The organism is Hydrogenophaga sp. FW305-3-2-15-A-LB1 (assembly GCF_058787875.1).
In genome coordinates this window covers 73,990-94,167 of the sequence record NZ_JBYTAE010000003.1, presented here as the reverse complement: position 1 = coordinate 94,167, position 20,178 = coordinate 73,990, and the positions used below count along the sequence as shown (strand labels likewise).

Below are 20,178 nucleotides of genomic sequence, written 5' to 3'. Positions count from 1 at the left end.
CGCCGGCGTGCGGGCCTCAGCGCGAGCCGAGCGTCTTGCGGAAGAAGGCCAGGATGGCCTGCGCGGCCTTGTCGCGCGCGGCGCGGTCGCCCTGCACGTGGGCGCCAATGGCGCTGCACGACTGCCGCGTGAGCGCCTGCAAGGCCTCGCCGCTCACGCGCTGGCCGGTGTTGCGGTCGTAGGTGGCCAGCGTGTCGATGTCGAGCTCCAGCGGGCAGGTTTCCAGCGTGCGCTGCGCGCCGCGCACGTTGAGGCGGCGCGTGTCGTCCTGGTCGAACTTGTGCATCGCGCCTTCGAGGGTGACGAACTCCACCGGCGTGCCGGCCTTGCCGATGCGATCCGCGTAGTCGCGGCAGGCGCCGATGGTCGTGTAGTCGTCCGCATCGCCGTGCACCCACAGCATGGGCGCCTTGGTGGTGAACACGCCGGGCTTGACCATCAGGCGGAACGCGCCCACGCAGCCGCCCGAATACATCGGCACGTGGGCGGCGAAACGCAGGTTGTCGGGCAGCTTCTGCGCCGCCGCGATGCGCTCGACCGCCGTGCGCCAGGTGGTGATGCCCCCGCGTGAGAACCCCATGATGGCGATGCGCGCCGGGTCCACGCGCGGGTGGCTGGCCACGAGTTTGAGCGCGGCGAAGGCGTCGGCGGTGTCGGCGGCGAAGGGCACTTGCGACTGGTCCTCCGCCGTGCTCTTGACGCCCCGAGGCCCGAAGGAATCCACCGCCAGCACGGCGATGCCCGCGGCGTTGAACTGCCTGGGCCAGAAGTCGAGCATGGCGTCGTAGAGGCCGCCCGAGCCGTGGATCAGGATCACGGCGGGCCCGCGTTCCGTGCCGGCGGGCAGGAACCAGTGCCCCACCGGCTGCGCCGGCTCGCCCTGCCCCGGCCCCTTGAGCAGGTCCGGCAGGCTGCGCGGGGTGCTGCTGGCGAAGGCATAGCGGCCGGTGGGAGGGCCGGCGCTCATGTCGGCGATGAGGTCCTGCGCGGCCAGCAGGGGAGACAGGAGCACCAGGGGCAGTGCGGCCAGCCAGGGGGTGAAGCGTCGCAAGGCCATGGTGCGGGTCTCCGCGCCTTCAGCGACCCAGCGGGCCCGGCCTGCAGCGCCCGCAAACTGTAGCCCGGCCAGCGGGCGCCGCCAAGCCCCGACAATGGCGCCCATGCGCTGGGACATTTTCTGCAGGGTGATCGACAACTTCGGCGACGTGGGCGTCTGCTGGCGGCTCTCGGCCGAGCTGGCCCGCCGGGGCGAACAGGTGCGCCTGTGGCTGGACGACCCGCAGGCCCTGACCTGGATGGCGCCCGGCGCGCAGCAAGGCAGCGTGCCGAACATCGAGCTGCGGACCTGGACCTCGCCGCTGCCCGCCGGCCAGGCCGACCCGCAGCCGCCGGCCGACGTGTGGATCGAGGCCTTCGGCTGCGAACCGCCGGCCGAGTGCATCGAGGCCCTGGCCGCCCGCGTGGCCGGTGGCGCGCGCGCGCCGGTGTGGATCAACCTGGAATACCTCAGCGCCGAGTCCTATGTGGAGCGTTCGCACCGCCTGCCCTCGCCGGTCATGAGCGGGCCGGCGCGCGGGCTCGGCAAATGGTTCTTCTATCCGGGCTTCACCGCGCGCACGGGCGGCCTGCTGCGCGAACCCGATCTGCTGGCGCGCCAGGCCGCGTTCGACGCCGAGGCGTGGCTGGCCGATCTGCGGCTGCCGGTGCGCCCCGCGGCCCGCCGGATCAGCCTGTTCTGTTACGAACCCGCCGCCCTGCCCGACGTGCTGCGGCAGGCGGGGCAGGACGCGGCGCCCAGCGACTGGCTGGTCACCCCAGGGCGGGCCTGGCAGGCCGTGCAGCAAACACCCCCGCCCGGCCCGGGCTGCCGGCTGCACGCCCTGCCCCTGCTGAGCCAGCGCGATTTCGACCACCTGCTCTGGGCTTGCGACCTCAACTTCGTGCGTGGCGAGGATTCGCTGGCCCGCGCCCTCTGGGCCGGCCGCCCCTGTGTCTGGCACATCTACCCCCAGCACGACGGCGCGCACCACGCCAAGCTGGAGGCGTTTCTGGACTGGCTGCAGGCACCGCCCTCGCTGCGCGCCTTCCACCTGGCGTGGAACGGCATCGGCCCGCAGGCGGCCGTCTGGCCGGATGCCGGCACCCTGGCCGACTGGCACGGCTGCGCCCGGGCGGCGCGCGAACGCCTGCTGGCCCAGGCCGACCTGTGCAGCCAGCTGGTCCGTTTCGCACTGGAAAAGCGATAAAATTCGAGGCTTTGCGGAAAACCGGGCCGGATTCGATCCCACGCACCATTCCGCGCCCAACCGTTGGAATCCCTATGAAAATCGCTCAAGAACTCCGCGCCGGCAACGTCATCATGCACGGCAAGGACCCGATGATCGTCCTCAAGACGGAATACAGCCGCGGCGGCCGTGGCGCCGCCACCGTGCGTCTGAAGCTCAAGGCCCTGTTGAACAACATGGCCACCGAAGTCGTCTGCAAGGCCGACGACAAGATGGACCAGATCATCCTGGACAAGAAGGAGTGCACCTACTCCTACTTCGCCGACCCGATGTACGTCTGCATGGACGCCGAGTACAACCAGTACGAAGTGGAAGCCGAGAACATGGGCGACGCCCTGAACTACCTCGAAGACGGCATGACCGTCGAAGTGGTGTTCTACGACGGCAAGGCCATCTCGGTCGAACTGCCCACCAGCGTCGAGCGCGAAATCACCTGGACCGAGCCGGCCGTCAAGGGCGACACCTCGGGCAAGGTGCTCAAGCCGGCCAAGATCGCCACCGGTTTCGAAATCTCCGTGCCGCTGTTCGTGGCCCAGGGCGACCGCATCGAAATCGACACGCGCACCGGCGAATACCGCAAGCGCGTCTGAGCGTTACACGCCCACGACCCACCCTCGAAGAGGCTCCTGCGGGAGCCTTTTCACTTTCCGGCCTCCGCACGCTGCCCCCTCCCTCCGCATGGACCTGATCGCCCGCATCGCCGACGTCATCATCCCGGTGTTCCTGATCGTGGCGATCGGCTTCGCTTACGCGCGCCGGCAGGCGCCCGACATGGGCACCTTCAACCGCATCGCGCTCGACGTGCTCGCGCCCATGCTGGTGTACTCGGCGCTCGCGTCGCGCGACTTCGTCATCGCCGAGCACCTGGTCCTGCTGGTGGGGGGCGCGGTGATCATCCTGGGCGGCGGCCTGCTGGCCTGGGCCCTGTCTCGGGCCTCGGGCGCGCAGCCGCGCACCCTGGTGCCGGTGGTGATGTTCAACAACTGCGGCAACATGGGCCTGCCCCTGGCGCTGCTGGCCTTCGGCCCGGCCCACTTCGGCGCGGCCGTGGCGCTGTTCTCGGTCAGCAACCTGCTGCACTTCTCGCTCGGCGCGCGCATCACCAGCCGCATGGCGCGCACGCGCGACCTGCTCACCAGCCCGCTGATGATCGGCACGGCGCTCGGCTTCGCGAGCGCCCTGACCGATGTGCGCCCGCCCGACGTGGTGCTCTCCGGCCTGAAGCTGCTGGGCGACGCGCTGCTGCCCATGATGCTGTTCTCCCTGGGCGTGCGCCTGACCGCGCTGACCCGCGAGGGCCTGGCGATCGGCCTGCTCGGCGCGCTGGCCCGCCCGCTCATCGGCCTGGCCATCGCCCTGCCGCTGGCCTGGGCGCTCGACCTGGAAGGTGCGGCGCGTGGCCAGCTGCTGCTGTTCGCCGCCTTGCCTCCCGCCGTGATGCAGTTCATGCTGGCCGACCGTTACCACCAGGAGCCCGACAAGGTCGGTGCCATGATCATGCTGGGCAACGCGCTGGCCGTGGTCTTCGTGCCGCTGGCCCTGGCGCTCGCCCTGTGAGCGGCATCATCCGAATCACACGACAAACGAAGGAATCCCACCATGGCAGCCCCCCAAGACCTCAATGAACGCCGCCTGGCCGATGCCTGGGCCGAACTCCAGACCCACGCCAACGAAGGACTGCCCCTGCAGGCCGACGCCTACCGCCTGGCGTTCGCCGACCCCGAATTCCTGCTGCGGCGCGAGACGCGCGGCATCCGCCTGCAACTCGAGATGCTCAAGCCCGACCTCGCCCAGCGCGAAGCGGGCATCGAGAACACCATCGTCGTGTATGGCAGCGCGCGCTTTCGCGAAGCCAGCGAGGCGCAGGAGCAACTGGTGCGCGCCGAGCGCAGCGGCGACGCGCGCGAGATCGCGCGCGCCCAGGCCATGGTGCGCAACGCGCACTACTACGACAAGGCGCGCGAGTTCGCGCGCATCGTGGCCCGCTACAGCTCGAGATGCGCGAAGGCCGAGCAGCTCTTCATCTGCACCGGTGGTGGCCCCGGCATCATGGAAGCGGCCAACCGCGGCGCGCACGATGAAGGCGCGCCCACCGTGGGCCTGAACATCGCGCTGCCGCACGAACAGGCCGCCAACCCGTATGTCTCACCCGAGCTGAGCTTCAAGTTCCATTACTTCGCGCTGCGCAAGATGCACTTCATGATGCGCGCCAAGGCCCTGCTGGCCTTCCCTGGCGGCTTCGGCACGCTCGACGAGCTGTTCGAGGTGATCACGCTGGTGCAATGCAAGAAGTCCAAGCCGGTGCCGATCCTGCTGTTCGGATCGGACTACTGGAAGCGGCTGATCAACCTCGACGTGCTGGTCGAGGAAGGCACGATCTCGCCCGAGGACCTGAACCTGTTCAAGTACGTGGACGATCCGCAGACGGCGTGGGAGCACATCCTGCGCTTCTACGACTTGAAAGCCTGACTCACGGCGCGCGAGGCGCGTCTGCCAGAAACGCCGAGGAACCGGCTTCGCCGGGCCTCAGGCGTTGTCCCCTTTCAGGGGGAAGCCGCGTCAGCGGCGCAGGGGGTTACTCCGGCCCCCAGCCTCCGCCCAGGGCCTTGTACAGGCTCACCTGGTTCTGCTGTTGTGCCAGGCGCGTCTGCGCCAGCGCCTGCTGGGTGGCGAACAGCGAGCGCTGTGCGTCCAGCACGTCCAGGAAGCTCGCCACGCCATTGCGGTAGCGCAGCTCGGCCAGGCGGAAACGTTCGGCTTCGGCCGTGGCCTGCACCTGCTGCGCGCTGAGCTGGTCGCCCAGCGTCGCACTGCCGGCCAGCGCATCGGCCACTTCGCGGAACGCGGTCTGGATCGCCTTTTCGTACTGGGCCACCGCGATGTCGCGCCCGGCGTTGGACGAGTCCAGATTGGCGCGGTTGCGCCCCGCATCGAAGATCGGCAGCAAGGCCTGCGGCGCCATCGTGAAGCCCCAGGAGCCGTCCTTGAACAGGCCCGAGAGGCTGCTGCTGGCCGTGCCCGCCGTCGCGGTGAGCGAGATGCGCGGGAAGAACGCGGCGCGCGCGGCACCGATGTTGGCGTTGGCGGCGATCAGCTGCTGCTCGGCCTGGCGGATGTCCGGGCGGCGCGTGAGCAGGTCCGACGGCAGGCCGGCCGGCACGTCGCGCAGCATGGACGCGGCAGGCACGGGCGCGGTCGGCACGACCACCTCGTTGGCATTGGCGCTCTGCGCGGGCACGGTCGGCGGCACGGGCAGCAGCTCGGCCGGCGGCGCCTGGCCGACCAGCAGCGTGAGGGCGTTGATGTCCAGCGCGCGCAGGCGGCGCTGCTGCGCCAGCGCGGACTGGGCCGCGGCGGTCAGCGACTCGGCCTGGCGCAGGTCCAGCGCGGAGGTGGCGCCGTTGTCGAAGCGCAGCTTGCTCAGGCGCAACGAGTCCTCGCGCGTGGCCACGGTGCGCTCGGTCAGCACCAGCAGCTCGTCGTTGGCCTGCAGGCTCAGCCAGGTGCTGGCGACAGCCGCCACCAGGCTGGTCTGCGCGGCGTGGCGCGCTTCCTGGCTCGCGAGGTACTGGGCCAGGGCCGCTTCCTTCAACGCACCAAGGCGGCCGAAGAAATCGATCTCCCAGCTGCTCAGGGCCAGGCCCACGCTGTAGACGCTGGTGATGCCACCATTGCCGTCGGGCTGGCGGTTGCCGGTGGCGGCCAGGCCGATGGTCGGGAACTGGTCGGCGCGGCGGATCTGGTACTGCGCGCGCACCTGCTCGATGTTGAGCGTGGCCACGCGCAGGTCGCGGTTGTTCTTCAGCGCCAGCGCGATCAGCTCGCGCAGCTTGGCGTCACCGATGAACTCGCGCCAGGCGACGTCAGCGCCCGACTTGGCATCGGTCGCCGCCGCGGGCTGCGGGCCAGGAAACTGCGAGGCCACCGGCGCCTCAGGCCGCTCGTACTTCGGAATGAACGAACAAGCCGACATCGCGGCAACGGCCAGCAGCGTCAAGCCGAGGCGCGACAAGCGCCGAGGCGAAACATCCAGGGCATCGGCGGAACTGGCTTCGCCAGGCCGCACGGTGCGCCCCCTGAAGGGGGTGCCGCCGAAGGCGGCGCGGGGGTGGGCATTCTTAAACATCGATTTGCACTCCTGGGCCATGGTGGGCGGCCGCTTGTTCGGCATCCCGCTGGTGCTGGCGTTCGCTGCCCTTGAACAGGGTGCGAACCACCACAAAGAAGATCGGCACGAAGATCACCGCCAGCACGGTGCCGGTGATCATGCCGCCGATCACGCCGGTGCCGATGGCGCGCTGGCTGGCCGAGCCGGCGCCCGAGGCGATCGCCAGCGGCAGCACACCGAGCGTGAAGGCCATCGAGGTCATGATGATGGGGCGGAACCGGATGTGGGCCGCTTCCAGCGCCGCCGCGATCACGCTCTTGCCCTGCGCCTGCAGGTCCTTGGCGAACTCGATGATCAGAATCGCGTTCTTCGCCGAGAGGCCGATGATGGTGATCAGCCCCACCTGAAAGTACACGTCGTTCGAGTAGTCGCGCATCAACGTCGCCAGCAGCACCCCGAGCACGCCCAGCGGCACCACCAGAATCACCGACAGCGGAATGGTCCAGCTCTCGTACAGCGCGGCCAGGCAGAGGAACACGGCCAGGATGGCGAAGGCGTACAGGATGACCGCCTGCGAGCCGGCGAGCTTTTCCTCGCGCGTCTGGCCGGTCCACTCGTAGCCGATGCCTTGCGGCAACTGGGCCGCGAGCTTCTCCATCTCGGCGATGGCCGCACCCGTGCTCATGCCGGGGGCGGCGCTGCCGCTGATGCGCACGGATGGGTAGCCGTTGTAGCGCACCGTCTGCATCGGGCCGGTGATCCATTTCGTGGTGGCGAAGGCCGACAGCGGCACCGCCTGGCCCTTGTTGTTCACCACGTTCAGGCGCAGCAGGTCTTCCGGTTGCATGCGGGCGGGCGCGTCGGCCTGCACCACCACGCGCTGCAGGCGGCCGGCGTTGGGGAAGTCGTTGACGTAGCTCGAACCGAGCGAGGTGCCGATGGCGGCATTGATCACGTCGAAGCCCACGCCCAGGGCGTTGGCCTTGTCGCGGTCGATGTCGATCTGCAGCTGCGGCGCGTCTTCCAGGCCGTCCGGGCGCACCTGGGTGATCACCTTGCTCTGCGAGGCCATGCCCAGCAGCTGGTTGCGCGCGCTCATCAGCGCGTCGCGGCCCAGACCGCCCCGGTCCTGCAGACGGAAGCTGAAGCCGGACGAGGCCCCCAGTTCGGGAATGGGTGGCGGGCTCAGCGGGTAGATGAACGCGTCGCGGATGCTCGAGAGCGCGCCGAAGGCCCGCCCGGCCACCGCCTCGGCCGAACTGCCGGGCGCGGTGCGCTCGGCCCAGTCCTTGAGCGTCACGAAGGCCAGCGCCGCGTTCTGCCCCTGACCGGAGAAGCTGAAGCCCAGCACGCCGACCATGCTTTCCACCTCGGGCTGCTGCAGGATGAAACCTTCCACCTGCTTCATCACATCCAGCGTGCGCTCCTGCGTGGCGCCCGGCGGCAGCTGCACGTTCACCAGCAGCGTGCCCTGGTCTTCATTGGGCAGGAACGACGTCGGCAGGCGCATGTAGACCACGGCGGCGGCGGCGATGATGGCCACGTAGATGATCAGCGTGCGACCGGCGCGCGGCAGCAGCGCGGCCACGCCACGTTCGTAGCGTTTGGCGGTGCGAGAGAAGCCGCGGTTGAACCAGCCGAAGAAGCCCGTCTTCTCGTGGTGGTGGCCGGCCTCGACCGGCTTGAGCAGGGTCGCGCACAGCGCGGGCGTGAGCGACAGGGCCAGGAAGGCCGAGAACGCGATCGACACGCCCATCACCGCCGAGAACTGGCGGTAGATGTTGCCCACCGAGCCAGCGAAGAACGCCAGCGGCACGAACACCGAGATCAGCACCACGGTCACACCGACGATGGCGCCGGAGATCTGCGACATCGCCTTGCGGGTTGCCTGCAGGGGCGGCAGCCCCTCCTCGCTCATGATGCGCTCGACGTTCTCCACCACCACGATGGCGTCGTCCACCACGATGCCGATCACCAGCACCATGCCGAACATGGTCAGCACGTTGATGGAGAAGCCCATGGCCAGCAAGGCGCCGAACGTGCCCAGCAGGGCCACCGGCACGACGATGGTCGGGATGATGGTGTAGCGGATGTTCTGCAGGAACAGGAACATCACCAGGAACACCAGCAGCATGGCTTCGCCCAGGGTCTGGGCCACCTGCGTGATGGAGATCTTCACGAAGCGCGAGCTGTCGTAGGGGATCGACCATTTCATGCCGGTGGGGAAGAAGCGCTCGAGTTCGTGCATCTTGGTGCGCACCGCCTCGGCCGTGGCCAGGGCGTTGCCGCTGGGCGAGAGCTGCACACCGACACCGACCGCGGGCTTGCCGCTCAGGCGCGCCGACGTGGCGTAGGCCTGGCCGCCGAGTTCGATGCGGGCCACGTCCTTGAGGCGCACGGTGGCGCCGTCGGCGCTGGCGCGCAGCACGATGTTGCCGAACTGCTCGACGCTGCCAAGCTGGCCGTTGACCACCACGGTGGCCGCGATGCTCTGGCCGGCCACGTTGGGCAGCGCACCGATCTCACCAGCCGAGACCTGCGCGTTCTGCGCGCGGATGGCGTTGTTGACGTCGGACGCGCTCAGATTGAAGCCGAGCAGCTTGGCCGGGTCGATCCAGATGCGCATGGCGCGCTCGGAACCGAACAGCTGGGCCTGGCCCACACCGGGCAGGCGCTGCAGCTCGGGCACCACGCTGCGCGCGGCATAGTCGCCCAGCGCCACGGGGTCCAGCGCCGGATCGTCGCTCGAGAGCATGGCGAACAGCAGGAAGTTGCTGTTGGACTTGTCCACCCGCACACCCTGCTGCGTCACCGCCGCCGGCAGGCGCGGCGTGGCCCGGGACAAGCGGTTCTGCACGTCCACCTGCGCCAGTTCCGGGTCGGTGCCGGTCTCGAAGCTCAGCGTGATGCTGCCGCTGCCATCGGCCTGCGCGACCGATTCCATGTAGATCAGGCCGGGCGCGCCGTTCATCTCGCGCTCGATCACCGACAGCACGCTGTCTTCCAGCGTGGCGGCCGAGGCACCGGGGTAGGCGGTGTTGATGACGATGGCCGGCGGGGCCACCGGCGGGTACTGCGCGATCGGCAGCTGCGTGATCGACACGCCGCCGATCACCATGATGAAGAGCGCGATCACCCACGCGAAGATGGGTCGGTCAATGAAGAATTTCGCCATGTCGGGCGCTCCTTACTTCGCGGCCTCGGGCGCCGGGGCCGCCGGGGCGGCCGGTGCACTGCCGGGCGCCTGCCAGGGCACGGCCTTCACGGGCGTGCCAGGCGGCATCATCTGGAGCTTCTGGAAGCCGTCGACCATGATCTGCTCGCCGGCCTTCACGCCGTCGAGGATGACCCACTGGCCGTTCTGCTGCCCGCCCACCTTGACCTGGCGAGGAGCGATCTTGCCGTCGGCGCCAACCACCGAGACGGTGTCGCCTTGAGCCGAGCGCGTCACCGCCTGTTGCGGCAGCGTGATCGCATTGCCGGCCTTGGCCTGCTCCAGGCGCACGCGCACGTACAGGCCCGGCAGCAGCGTGCCCTTGGGGTTGGGCACTTCGGCGCGCAGCGTCACCTGGCCGGTGGCGCTGTCCACCGTCAGGTCGGCGAACAGCAGGCGGCCGGGTTGTTCGTACACGGTGCCGTCTTCCAGTACCACCTGCACGGCAGCGGCTTGCGAGCCCGCGCCCTTGAGCTGGCCGTTGTCCATGGCCTTGCGCAGTTTGAAGACCTCGGCGGCGGACTGCGTGAAGTTCACGTACATGGGGTTGATCTGCTGGATCACCGCCAGCTGCGTGGCCTCGCCCTGCCCGACCAGCGCACCTTCGGTCACCAGCGCGCGGCCGATGCGGCCCGAAATGGGCGCCGTCACACGGGCATAGCCCAGGTTGATGTTGGCGGTCTGCACGGCCGCCTTGCCGGCCGCGACGTCGGCCTCGGCCTGCTTCTGGGACGCGACGGCCGAGGCGTATTCCTGCTGGCTGATGGCGTTTTCCTTCACCAGCGGAGCGTAGCGCTCGGCCAGCGCCGTGGCCTGCGTGAGGTTGGCCTGCGAGCGCGCCAGGCTGGCCTGGGCGCTTTGCAGGGCGGCCGAGTACGGCGCGGGATCGATGCGGAACAGGGGCTGGCCTGCCTTCACGTCGCTGCCCTCGCGGAACAGGCGCTCCTGCAGGATGCCGGCCGCGCGGGCCCGCACCTGCGCCACGCGCGACGCTTCCAGGCGGCCTGGCAGTTCGGTCGTCAGGCCCACGTCGCCGGGGGCGACCGTGACCACGCCCACTTCGGGGGCCGGCATGCCACCACCCGGGGCGGCAGCCTGCGGGGGAGCGGATTCGCCGCAGGCGGCCAGCACCGCGGCCAACGCGAGGACGGACAAGCCACGCCACAACGGGGCCGGGGGCAAGGGGGCGAACCGGGTGCGCGAAACGGGCACTGACTTGATAAGGCTCAAGGCGGGCATGGGAGTCCTTGGGTATGAAAGAGGGATGGCGCGCAACGGCAGGGAATACCCTGACGGGTTGTGCTGTCGCAAAACGGCGAAGTATACATACATACAAGAATGTATGTATAGTCCTAACCATCCCCACGGGCTTCCATTCTGGAGACACACACACCATGGTTCGACGCACCAAAGCCGATGCGCTGGCCACCCGCCACAGCCTGCTGGATGCTGCCGAGCATTTGTTTCAGGAGCGAGGCGTCTCCCGCACCTCGCTCAACGACATTGCCACCGCCGCCGGCACCACGCGCGGCGCGATCTACTGGCACTTCAAGGACAAGGCCGACCTGTTCAACGCCATGATGGAGCGCGTGACCATGCCCCTGGAGGGCACGCTGGCCTGCACCGCGCGCACGGCGGACACCACCGCCAACCCCCTGCTCTCCCTGCGCGACTCGATCATGAACGCGCTCCAGCAGACCGCCAACGACGAACAGACCCGCCGGGTGTTCGAGGTCGCCACGCACAAGGTGGAGTACGTGGCCGAGATGCAGGCGGTGCGCGACCGCCATCTGCAGGTGCGCAACGAATGCATGGCCATGACCGAAGAGATCCTGCAGCAGGCGGTGCAGCGCGAAGGCATCCAGCTGCACATCCCGCTGGGCACCGCCGCGCTCGGCCTGCACGTGATCATCGACGGGTTGATCCAGAACTGGCTGCTCGACCCCGAGGCTTTCGATCTCGTGAAGAGCGGGCGCGACACGATGGACGTGTACCTCGCCGGGCTGGGCTTCACCCAACCCGCCGCGCGGGCCCCGCAACGCGCGGCCGCTCCGCGCAAGCTCGCACCCGCCTAAGGCATGCGCTGAGGCGCCTCGGCCGAAGGCGCCGGCAGGCGCCAGGCCAGCGGCGAACCCAGGCCGACCACCGCGCCCACGAGCCAGAATACCGCGCCCACCCCGATCAGGGCGCCGGCCGAGCCGAACATCAGCGGCATCACCACGCTGGACCCATTGATGGCCATGGCGCGCAGGCCCAGCGCCTCGCCGTGGCGGTGGTGCGGCGTCATCTGGTGCAGCGAACTCATGATCATGGGTTGCACCGACCCGAGCGCGAAACCCAGCAGCACCGATAGCGTGCCCATGGCCCAGGCCGCGTGCACCATGGGATAGGCCGCGAACAGCAGCGCGGTGGCCAGCATGGCCGTGCCGATCACCACCGACTCGCGCAGGTGCGAGGCCAGCCAGGGCAGGAGCAGGCGGATCGCGGTGGCGGCCAGGGCGAAGGCGCCGAGGATGGTGCCGATCACGGTCGCGCTCAGGCCGCGCTCGTGGCCCAGCACCGGCACCAGAAAGGTGTGCACGTCCCAGCAGGACGACAGCATCCAGTTGATCATCATCAGCTGGCGAAAGCCCTTGTCCTTCAACAGGTTCCACGACGAGCCGCTGGCCTGGCGCAGCTCGGGCGCCACCGGCTCGTGCTCGACGGTGTGCCGCACGCCATACCAGGCCAGCGAGGGCAGCAACGCGAGCAGCAGGAAGGCGGCGCGAAAACCGAAGCTGTCGATCATCACGCCCGCGGCGAAGGGCCCGAGGAAATTGGAGATCGAGGGGCCGATGGCCATCCAGCTGAACACCTGCTTGAGCTCGGTCGGCCCGTGCGCGAGGCGGCCCACGTGGCGCTGCAGCGCGATCATGGCCATGCCCGTGGCCGCGCCGCAGGTCAGCGCGGTCAGGCACAGCACCGGGAACACCGGAAAGGCCACCGCCAGCGCCGCACCGGCCGAGGCCACGCCCACCGAAAGCATCACCGGTTTGCGCAGGCCACGCCGGTCGGCGTAGCGGCCGGCGGGCAAGGCCATGAAGACGGGCGCCAGCGCGAACAGGGCCAGCAGCATGCCCACCGCGGCCGGGCTGTAGCCCTCGCGCAACGCCATGAGCGGCGCGGCCATGCGAAACCCTGTCATGCAGGCATGCAGGCAGATCTGCGCCGCGATGAGGCGCCAGAGGACGGATCGGAGCTGGGGGTTCAAGCGTCTCCGTTGTCGGTGGGGTCCAGCGGCAACAGCGCGCTGGCCTGGTCCTGCGGCAGGGCTTCCACCGCCTTGAGCGCGCGGCCCATGGCGCGGCTGCGCGTCTCGGCACTGTCCAGCGTGTTGAGCACGGTCTGCGTCTGGCTCTTCACGCGCGCGAGCACGTCGCCGAACTTGCCGAACTCGGTCTTGACCGCGCCCAGCACCTGCCAGACTTCGCTGGAGCGCTTTTCCAGCGCCAACGTGCGAAAGCCCATCTGCAGCGAGTTGAGCATGGCCATGAGCGTGGTGGGCCCGGCCAGGGTCACGCGGTGCTCGCGCTGCAGCACTTCCATCAGCCCCGGTCGGCGCAACACCTCGGCGTACAGGCCTTCGGTGGGCAGGAACAGAATGGCGAAGTCGGTCGTGTGCGGCGGCTGCAGGTACTTGTCGGCCATGGACTTCGCTTCGAGCCGGATGCGCTGCTCCAGCCCACGCGCGGCCAGGTCGGCGCCTTCGACGTCGGCGCGCTGCTGCGCATCGAGCAGGCGCTCGTAGTCCTCGTTGGGGAATTTGGCGTCGATGGGCAGCCAGCAAGGCGCGCCATCTTCGCTGCGGCCGGGCATCTTGATCGCGAAGTCCACCGTGAAGCGGCTGCCCGGCTTGGTCATCACCTGCACGGCGTACTGGTCGGGCGCGAACACCTGTTCGAGCAACGCGGCCAGCTGGGCTTCGCCGAACATGCCGCGCGTCTTCACGTTGGTCAGCAGGTGCTTGAGGTCGCCCACGCCCTGCGCCAGCGTCTGCATTTCGCCCAGGCCCTTGTGCACCTGCTCCAGGCGGTCGGCCACCTGCTTGAAGCTCTCGCCCAGGCGCGCCTGCAGCGTGCTCTGCAGTTTCTCATCGACCGTGGCGCGCATCTCATCGAGCTTGGCGGCGTTGTTCTGCTGCAGTTGCGCGAGCTGCGCGTCCAGCGTCGTGCGGATCTCGGCCAGGCGCCGCGCGTTGCCTTCGCTCATGTCCTGCAGCTGGCGCGTGAGCGTGTCGCCCAGCGTGCCACGCAACTGCACGAGTTGCAGGGCGAAGGCGTCGAGCTGGGCGTTCTGCGTGCGCGTGGCCTCGGCCTCCTGGCGCGACAGCGTTTCCTGGAAGGTGGCCAGGGTCTGCTGCATTTCCTGGCGCCCGCCACGCGACTGCTCGCTGATCTCGCGCCGCAGTTCGCTTTCCACCCGCTCCACGCGCTGGCCCACCTGCTGCCCTTGCTGCTGCACCTGGTCGAGCAGGCGCTCGCGGTGCGCGAGCTCCTGGGCATCCACCGGCGCACGGCGCAGCAGCAGCCACAGGCCGAGCGCGAGGTTGAGCGCCACCCCGATCAGCAGCAGCCAGAGAAGCAGGTCGTTGCTCATCGTGTCGTTCAACGCTGGCCCGCCACTTCCGGGTTGAGCGGCGTGAGGGTCTTGCCCTGCGTGAGGTAGGCGATGACGTTGTCGGCCGCCAGGTGGGCCATCGCCTTGCGGGTGGTGATGGTGGCGCTGGCGATGTGCGGCGTGAGCACGATGTTGGGCACGGTGAGCAGGTCGGGGTGCACCTTGGGCTCGCCCTCGTACACATCCAGCCCGGCGGCGGCGATGCGCTTCTCGCGCAGCGCCACGGCCAGCGCTGCGTCGTCCACGATGCCGCCGCGCGCGATGTTGACCAGCGTCGCCGTGGGCTTCATCTGCGCGATCTCGGCCGCGCCGATGGCGTGGTGCGACGAGGCGCTATAGGGCAGCACGAGGATGAGGTGGTCGGCCGTCTTGAGCAGCTCCTCCTTGCTCACGTAGCTGGCCTTGCATTCGGCTTCCGTCGCCGCGTCGAGCCGCGAACGGTTGTGGTAGATCACCTTCATGCCGAAGCCGTGCGCGCCGCGCCGCGCGATGGCCTGGCCGATGCGGCCCATGCCGAGGATGCCCAGCGTGCTGCCATGCACTTCGGCGCCGGCGAACATGTCCAGCGCCCAGCGGTTCCACTGGCCGGCGCGCAGGAAATGCTCGCTCTCGGTGAGGCGGCGGGCCGTGGCCAGCAGCAGCGCGAAGCCGAAGTCGGCGGTGGTTTCGGTCAGCACGTCGGGCGTGTTGCTCGCCAGCACGCCCGCGGCGGTGATGGCCGGCAGGTCGAAGTTGTTGTAGCCCACGGCGATGTTGGCCACGATCCTGAGTTGCGGGCAGGCCGCGATCAGGGCCGCGTCCACGCGCTCGCTGCCGGTGGTGATCACGCCCACCTTGCCCTGCAGGCGCTCGATCAGCTGGGCCGGCGCCAGCGGTGCGTCGTCCTCATTGGTGTCCACATCGAAGTGCTGCCGCAGCTTGTCCACCACCTCGGGGAAGACTTGGCGGGCAACGAAGATGGCGGGGCGGGAGGTCATGGCGGGAGGTTCCTTCAAGGGGTCAGACAAACCAGATCCAGGTCATCAGCGCGAACAGCGGCACCAGGATGCCGACCGACCAGAGCATGTAACCGAAAAAGCTGGGCATGCGGATGCCGCGGTCTTCGGCGATCGCCTTGACCATCAGGTTGGGCGCGTTGCCGATGTAGGTGTTGGCGCCCATGAACACGGCACCGGCGGAGATGGCCACCAGCGTGGGCGCCATGGCGGTCATCAGCGCCTGCGGATCGCCGCCGGCCGTGTTGAAGAACACCAGGTAGGTGGGTGCGTTGTCGAGGAAGGAACTCAGGGCGCCGGTGGCCCAGAAGTACATGGCCGGGTTGGGCGAGCCGTCCGCATTCGTCACGGCCCTGACCACCGCGCCGAACGGGCCGTCGACACCGGCCTTGAGCATGGCGATCACCGGGATGATGGTGAGGAAGATCGCGGCGAACAGTTTGGCCACCTCCTGCATCGGCCCCCAGGCGAACTGGTTGCTCTCGTGCACGCTGGACGGTGTCAGCTTGAGCGAGATGAGCGTGACCACGATCAGCCCGATGTCGCGCAACAGGCCCGGCAGGCCGACATCGGTGCCCGCGATGTGGAACACCACGGGCGACTTCCACAGGCCGCTCATGAGCACGAGCGCCACGACCACACCCAGCAGCGCGAAGTTGAAGCCGCCGTCGAAACCCAGGCGCGCGGTGTCGGGCGTGGGGTCCTGCGGCTGGAGCTCTTCGCGGCGGTGGTAGTACCACCAGTCGATGGCGTAGAAGATCACCAGCAGCGCGCCGATGAGCGCCACGGTTTCCATCCACAGGTGAGCCATGGTCCAGAAGAAATCGATGCCCTTGAGGAAGCCCAGGAACAGGGGCGGGTCGCCCAGCGGCGTGAGCGAGCCGCCCGCATTGGAGACGATGAAGATGAAGAACACCACCACGTGCACCTGGTGCTTGCGGTTGTCGTTGGCGCGGATCAGCGGGCGGATCAGCAGCATCGACGCGCCGGTGGTGCCCATGAAGCTGGCGAGCACCGCGCCGATGGCCAGCAGGCCGGTGTTCAGGCCCGGGCTGCCATGCAGGTTGCCCCGCACGAAAATGCCGCCGGCCACCGTGAACAGCGCGGTCAGCAGCACGATGAACGGGATGTACTCGGCCAGCAGCGCGTGCACGACGCTGGTCCCTGCCAGGCCCGGACCCGCCACGATCGCGAACGGCACGAGAAAGGCCAGCGCCCAGGCGGCCGACACCTTGCCGAAGTGGTGGTGCCAGAAAGCCGGTGCCAGCAGGGGCATCAGGGCAATGGAGAGCAGGACGCCCGCGAACGGCACGCCCCACCACACGGACAGCTGGCTGCCGTCGAGATCTGCTGCCCGGGCCAGGCCGGGCAGCAGGGTGGCCGCCAGGCACAACCGGCGCAGGGTGGGTGATGTCATGTTGTCTCCGAAGCGCCTTCGCTGGGCGCGGTAGGGCGCCCATCAGAGCGCCGGCATGCCGTCAGACGGCCAGCAGGTCCACTTCGAACAGCAGCGTGGCGTTGGGCGGGATCACGCCGCCGGCACCGCGCGCGCCGTAGCCGAGCGCGGCCGGAATGACCAAGCGGCGCGTGCCGCCCACGGCCATGCCCTGCACGCCCTCGTCCCAGCCCTTGATGACGTGGCCGGCGCCGAGCGGGAATTCGAACGGCTGGCCGCGGTCCTTGCTCGAATCGAACTTGGAGCCCTGCACGCCATCGTTGTAGAGCCAGCCGGTGTAGTGCACTTGCACGGGACGGCCGGCCTGGGCCACTTCGCCGTTGCCGACCACGGTGTCTTCGTACTGCAGGCCGCTGGGGGTGGTGATCATGTTGTGTCCTTTGGAATGAAAAGTGGAACCGGCGATTATTCCAGCCAGTGGGTGAAGCTCTCGACCGGCTCGCGCGGTGTGTGGAAGCCGTTGACCAGGTGGCTGGGGTCGGCGTAGCCCAGGGCCATGCCACACACCAGCATTTCGTTATCGCCGGCACCGATGTGCGGCAGGATGATCTTCGCGAAGCCGTTCCAGGCGGCCTGCGGGCAGGTGTGCAGGCCGTGGCCGCGCGCGGCGATCATGAGCGTCTGCAGGAACATGCCGTAGTCCACCAGCGAGCCCCGGCCCATGATGCGGTCCACCGTGAACATGAGGCCCACCGGGGCGTCGAACAGGCGGAAGTTGCGCTGGTGCTGCGCGTGCATCTTGTCCTTGTCGCCTTTGGTGATGCCGAGCAGGCCGTACAGGCCCCAGCCGTTCTCGCGGCGGCGGTCGATGTAGGGGCTGACCCATTTCTCGGGGTAGTAGTCGTACTCCTCGCGGTACTCGGCGGCCAGCGCCGGATCGGCGCGCAGCGCGTCGTGCGCGGCGCAGACCTTCTCCACCAGGCTGTCGCGGCTGGCGCCCTGCAGCACGTACACCTTCCAGGGCTGGGTGTTGGTGCCCGAAGGCGAGCGGCTGGCCAGCCGCAGCAGGTGCTCGATGGTCTCGCGCGGCACCGGGTCGGGCAGGAAGGCCCGGGCGGACATGCGGCTGTTGATCGCGGCATCGACGCTGGCGGCATCGATCAGGGGCGACGCGGGGTTCTGGCTCATCGCAGGGTCTCCAAAGTCTTCTTGAGGATGTCGGGCAGCGGCACGGGCCGGCGGGTTTCGCGGTTCACGTACACGTGGACGAAGTGCCCGCAGGCCGCGGCGGTCTCTTCACCGTCGGCGAACAGGCCCACTTCGTAGCGCACGCTGGAACTGCCCAGGTGCGCCACGCGCAGGCCGGCCCACACGGTCTGGGGAAACGCCAGCGGCGCGAAGTAGTTGCACTGGGTCTCGATCACCAGGCCGATCACCTCGCCGCCATGGATGTCGAGCGCGCCCTGCTCGATCAGGTGCGCATTGACCGCCGTGTCGAACCAACTGTAGTACACCACGTTGTTCACATGGCCATAGATGTCGTTGTCGCTCCAGCGTGTGCCGATGGGCCGGAACACCCGGTAGGCGCTGCGGGGCAAGGCTTGCGGACGCGGAGGTGGGCTGCTGGCGGTGCTCATGCCGGGGCATTGTGCCAGTGGGTTGATCCGGCAACCGCCGCCGCCCAGCCGCGCCAGCGCTGCCGGTACTGCAGCGCGGTGCGGTAGGTGTTGACCTGCACCTGCACCGTGGCCTCCAGGTCGTGGCCGTAGCCACCGCCCATGGCGATGGCCAGCGGCAGGCGCTTCTGCCAGGCCCAGTCCATCACCCGGCGGTCGCGCGCCTCCAGGCCATCGAAGCTGAGCTTGAGGCGCCCGAGCCGGTCGCCCTCGTGCGGGTCCGCTCCCGCCAGGTACAGCACCAGGCCCGGGTCGAAGCGGCGCTCCAGCTCACCCAGCGCCCGCTCCAGCGCGTCCCTGTAGGTATCGTCGTCGCAGCCATCGGGCAGCTCGACGTCGAGGTCGCTGGGCTCCTTGCGGAAGGGGAAATTCCTCGCGCCGTGCAGCGACAGTGTGAACACCGACGCGTCGTTGGCGAAGATGGACGCCGTGCCATTGCCCTGGTGCACGTCGAGGTCGATGATCGCGACCCGCAGCGGTCCCCGGGCGCGGTTCAGCCGCGCGTGCTCGGCCTGCATCAGGCGGGCCGCCACGGCGAAGTCGTTGAACACGCAGAAGCCACTGCCCTTGTCGGCATAGGCGTGGTGCGTGCCGCCGGCCAGGTTCGCGGCCAGCCCGGCACCGCCCAGGGCGCTGCGGCAGGCCTGCAGGGTGGCGCCCACCGAGCGGCGCGCCCGTTCGGCCATGGCCGGGCTCCAGGGAAAACCGATCTCGCGCTGCGCCGCCGGGCTCAGCGTGCCGCTGGCCACGGCCTCGATGTACGCCGGGGTGTGCACCAGGGCCAGCTCGCCGCGGCTCGCGGGCAAGGCCTCGAGCATCTGCACCTCGGGCAGCTCGGCCACCAGCCGCTCGCGCAGGCGCGCGTACTTCCCCATGGGAAAGCGGTGCCCGCTGGGCAGCGGCAGGACAAAGTGGTCGGCGTAGTAGGCGTGCACGGAAGGGAGATCGGGGCGAGGGATTCGGTCGGGCCGGGCCATTGTGGGCGCAGGACGATGCCGCAGTGCCACCACCGACTTTTAGAACACCGCATCTAGAATGCTGCAGCGCAACAAAAAGGGCTTGCACGTCTGCGGCATCTCCCTATAATTCGAGTCATGTTGCAGTGCAGCAAAGCGAACGAAAACAACAGCGTCCCGACAGCGCGGTGTTCTCAGCAGCCTTCAACTAAGCCCTTGTTTTACAAAGTTTAGGAGTATGAATATGTTGACCGCTGAACAAATCGTTGCCGCCCAGAAAGCCAACATCGAAACCCTTTTCGGCCTGACCCAGAAAGCCTTCGAAGGCGTGGAAAAGCTGGTCGATCTGAACGTGCAAGCCACCAAGGCTGCCCTGTCCGAATCCGCCAACAGCGCCCAGGCCCTGCTGAGCGTGAAGGACGCGCAGGAACTGCTGTCCCTGCAAGCCAACCTGATGCAGCCCCTGGCCGAGAAGACCGTGGCCTACAGCCGCCACCTGTACGACATCGCCGCCGGCACCGGCGCCGAGTTCGGCAAGGCCGCTGAAGCCCAAGCCAGCGACACCCAGAAGAAGTTCCTGGCTGTCGTGGACAACGCCGCCAAGAACGCTCCCGCCGGTTCCGAAACCGCCGTGGCCGTGATGAAGAGCGCCGTTTCCGCCGCCAACAACGCCATGGAATCGGTCCAGAAGGCCGTCAAGCAAGCCACCGAAATGGCCGAAGCCAACTTCAACACCGTGACCGCCTCGGCCGTGAACGCGACCAAGACGGCCGCCAAGAAGCGCTAAGCAGCACAGCACCGCGATCGTGCCGTTGATCGGCCCGCTTGACACACGTCAAAAAGGCCCCTCTAGTATCAAGTCACGGCGCGCTACCCCTCAAAGGCAGCGCTT

The 20,178-nt window shown here is 68.8% G+C and carries 18 protein-coding genes; 6 read left to right on the top strand and 12 right to left on the bottom strand.

From position 1 onward, the window contains the following. Window positions 1–16: 16 nt before the first annotated feature. The gene (locus AC3WPZ_RS01540) at window positions 17–1,057 is read right to left on the bottom strand and encodes a dienelactone hydrolase family protein (protein WP_382320546.1); all 1,041 of its coding nucleotides are present in this window, start codon (window positions 1,055–1,057) and stop codon (window positions 17–19) included. Window positions 1,058–1,160: 103 nt separating this feature from the next. Between AC3WPZ_RS01540 and earP the strand changes: the two genes are divergently transcribed. The 4 genes from earP (at window position 1,161) to AC3WPZ_RS01520 (ending at window position 4,754) form a co-directional block, all read left to right on the top strand. After that, complete coding sequence (gene earP, locus AC3WPZ_RS01535; RefSeq protein ID WP_444686884.1) at window positions 1,161–2,246, top strand: elongation factor P maturation arginine rhamnosyltransferase EarP; 1,086 nt, start codon at window positions 1,161–1,163, stop codon at window positions 2,244–2,246. Window positions 2,247–2,320: 74 nt separating this feature from the next. Continuing rightward, window positions 2,321–2,875 carry an elongation factor P gene (gene efp, locus AC3WPZ_RS01530; protein WP_291116210.1) on the top strand — a complete coding sequence of 185 codons (555 nt, stop codon included), beginning with the start codon at window positions 2,321–2,323 and terminating at the stop codon, window positions 2,873–2,875. 88 nt (window positions 2,876–2,963) lie between these two features. Then, window positions 2,964–3,842 (top strand): AEC family transporter, encoded by an 879-nt coding sequence (locus AC3WPZ_RS01525; protein ID WP_382156813.1) that lies wholly within the window; start codon window positions 2,964–2,966, stop codon window positions 3,840–3,842. A 42-nt stretch (window positions 3,843–3,884) separates the two neighbouring features. Then, window positions 3,885–4,754 carry an LOG family protein gene (locus tag AC3WPZ_RS01520; protein ID WP_382320554.1) on the top strand — a complete coding sequence of 290 codons (870 nt, stop codon included), beginning with the start codon at window positions 3,885–3,887 and terminating at the stop codon, window positions 4,752–4,754. 106 nt (window positions 4,755–4,860) lie between these two features. Here AC3WPZ_RS01520 and AC3WPZ_RS01515 read toward each other — a convergent pair whose 3' ends face one another. The 3 genes from AC3WPZ_RS01515 to AC3WPZ_RS01505 all read right to left on the bottom strand — a co-directional run bounded on the left by AC3WPZ_RS01515 (window position 4,861) and on the right by AC3WPZ_RS01505 (window position 10,819). After that, complete coding sequence (locus AC3WPZ_RS01515) at window positions 4,861–6,258, bottom strand: efflux transporter outer membrane subunit (RefSeq protein ID WP_444687489.1); 1,398 nt, start codon at window positions 6,256–6,258, stop codon at window positions 4,861–4,863. Between the two features lie 145 nt (window positions 6,259–6,403). Further along, entirely contained in the window at window positions 6,404–9,568 is a 3,165-nt protein-coding gene (locus tag AC3WPZ_RS01510; protein WP_444686885.1) for an efflux RND transporter permease subunit, read from the bottom strand. A 12-nt stretch (window positions 9,569–9,580) separates the two neighbouring features. Beyond that, on the bottom strand, window positions 9,581–10,819 hold the full coding sequence (locus AC3WPZ_RS01505) for an efflux RND transporter periplasmic adaptor subunit (protein WP_444687490.1): 1,239 nt from the start codon (window positions 10,817–10,819) through the stop codon (window positions 9,581–9,583). Window positions 10,820–11,001: 182 nt separating this feature from the next. On the opposite strand from AC3WPZ_RS01505, the gene AC3WPZ_RS01500 reads away from it, so the two are divergent. Next, entirely contained in the window at window positions 11,002–11,682 is a 681-nt protein-coding gene (locus tag AC3WPZ_RS01500) for a TetR family transcriptional regulator (protein ID WP_382156806.1), read from the top strand. Here the strand turns inward: AC3WPZ_RS01500 and AC3WPZ_RS01495 are convergent. From AC3WPZ_RS01495 to AC3WPZ_RS01460, 8 genes are all read right to left on the bottom strand, one after another. Next, window positions 11,679–12,791, bottom strand: a complete 1,113-nt coding sequence (locus AC3WPZ_RS01495; protein WP_444687491.1) for an MFS transporter — start codon at window positions 12,789–12,791, stop codon at window positions 11,679–11,681. The genes AC3WPZ_RS01500 and AC3WPZ_RS01495 overlap by 4 nt on opposite strands. A gap of 62 nt (window positions 12,792–12,853) precedes the next feature. Continuing rightward, window positions 12,854–14,242, bottom strand: coding sequence for a DNA recombination protein RmuC (locus AC3WPZ_RS01490; RefSeq protein WP_382156804.1), 1,389 nt, complete (start codon window positions 14,240–14,242; stop codon window positions 12,854–12,856). An 8-nt stretch (window positions 14,243–14,250) separates the two neighbouring features. Beyond that, window positions 14,251–15,240: a 2-hydroxyacid dehydrogenase gene (locus AC3WPZ_RS01485; RefSeq protein ID WP_382156802.1), complete on the bottom strand. Its 990-nt coding sequence runs from the start codon at window positions 15,238–15,240 to the stop codon at window positions 14,251–14,253. Between the two features lie 22 nt (window positions 15,241–15,262). After that, window positions 15,263–16,675, bottom strand: coding sequence for a sodium:proton antiporter (locus AC3WPZ_RS01480; protein WP_444686886.1), 1,413 nt, complete (start codon window positions 16,673–16,675; stop codon window positions 15,263–15,265). A gap of 61 nt (window positions 16,676–16,736) precedes the next feature. Then, window positions 16,737–17,084 carry an FKBP-type peptidyl-prolyl cis-trans isomerase gene (locus AC3WPZ_RS01475; protein WP_066271574.1) on the bottom strand — a complete coding sequence of 116 codons (348 nt, stop codon included), beginning with the start codon at window positions 17,082–17,084 and terminating at the stop codon, window positions 16,737–16,739. 35 nt (window positions 17,085–17,119) lie between these two features. Beyond that, window positions 17,120–17,842 (bottom strand): nitroreductase, encoded by a 723-nt coding sequence (locus AC3WPZ_RS01470; protein ID WP_444686887.1) that lies wholly within the window; start codon window positions 17,840–17,842, stop codon window positions 17,120–17,122. Next, window positions 17,839–18,291: an acyl-CoA thioesterase gene (locus AC3WPZ_RS01465; protein WP_291116178.1), complete on the bottom strand. Its 453-nt coding sequence runs from the start codon at window positions 18,289–18,291 to the stop codon at window positions 17,839–17,841. The genes AC3WPZ_RS01470 and AC3WPZ_RS01465 overlap by 4 nt, the downstream gene beginning before the upstream one ends. Next, window positions 18,288–19,265, bottom strand: a complete 978-nt coding sequence (locus AC3WPZ_RS01460; protein ID WP_382320569.1) for a histone deacetylase family protein — start codon at window positions 19,263–19,265, stop codon at window positions 18,288–18,290. The genes AC3WPZ_RS01465 and AC3WPZ_RS01460 overlap by 4 nt, the downstream gene beginning before the upstream one ends. Window positions 19,266–19,530: 265 nt before the next feature. Between AC3WPZ_RS01460 and AC3WPZ_RS01455 the strand changes: the two genes are divergently transcribed. Then, complete coding sequence (locus tag AC3WPZ_RS01455; RefSeq protein WP_204733310.1) at window positions 19,531–20,073, top strand: phasin family protein; 543 nt, start codon at window positions 19,531–19,533, stop codon at window positions 20,071–20,073. The last annotated feature ends 105 nt before the right edge of the window (window positions 20,074–20,178 follow it).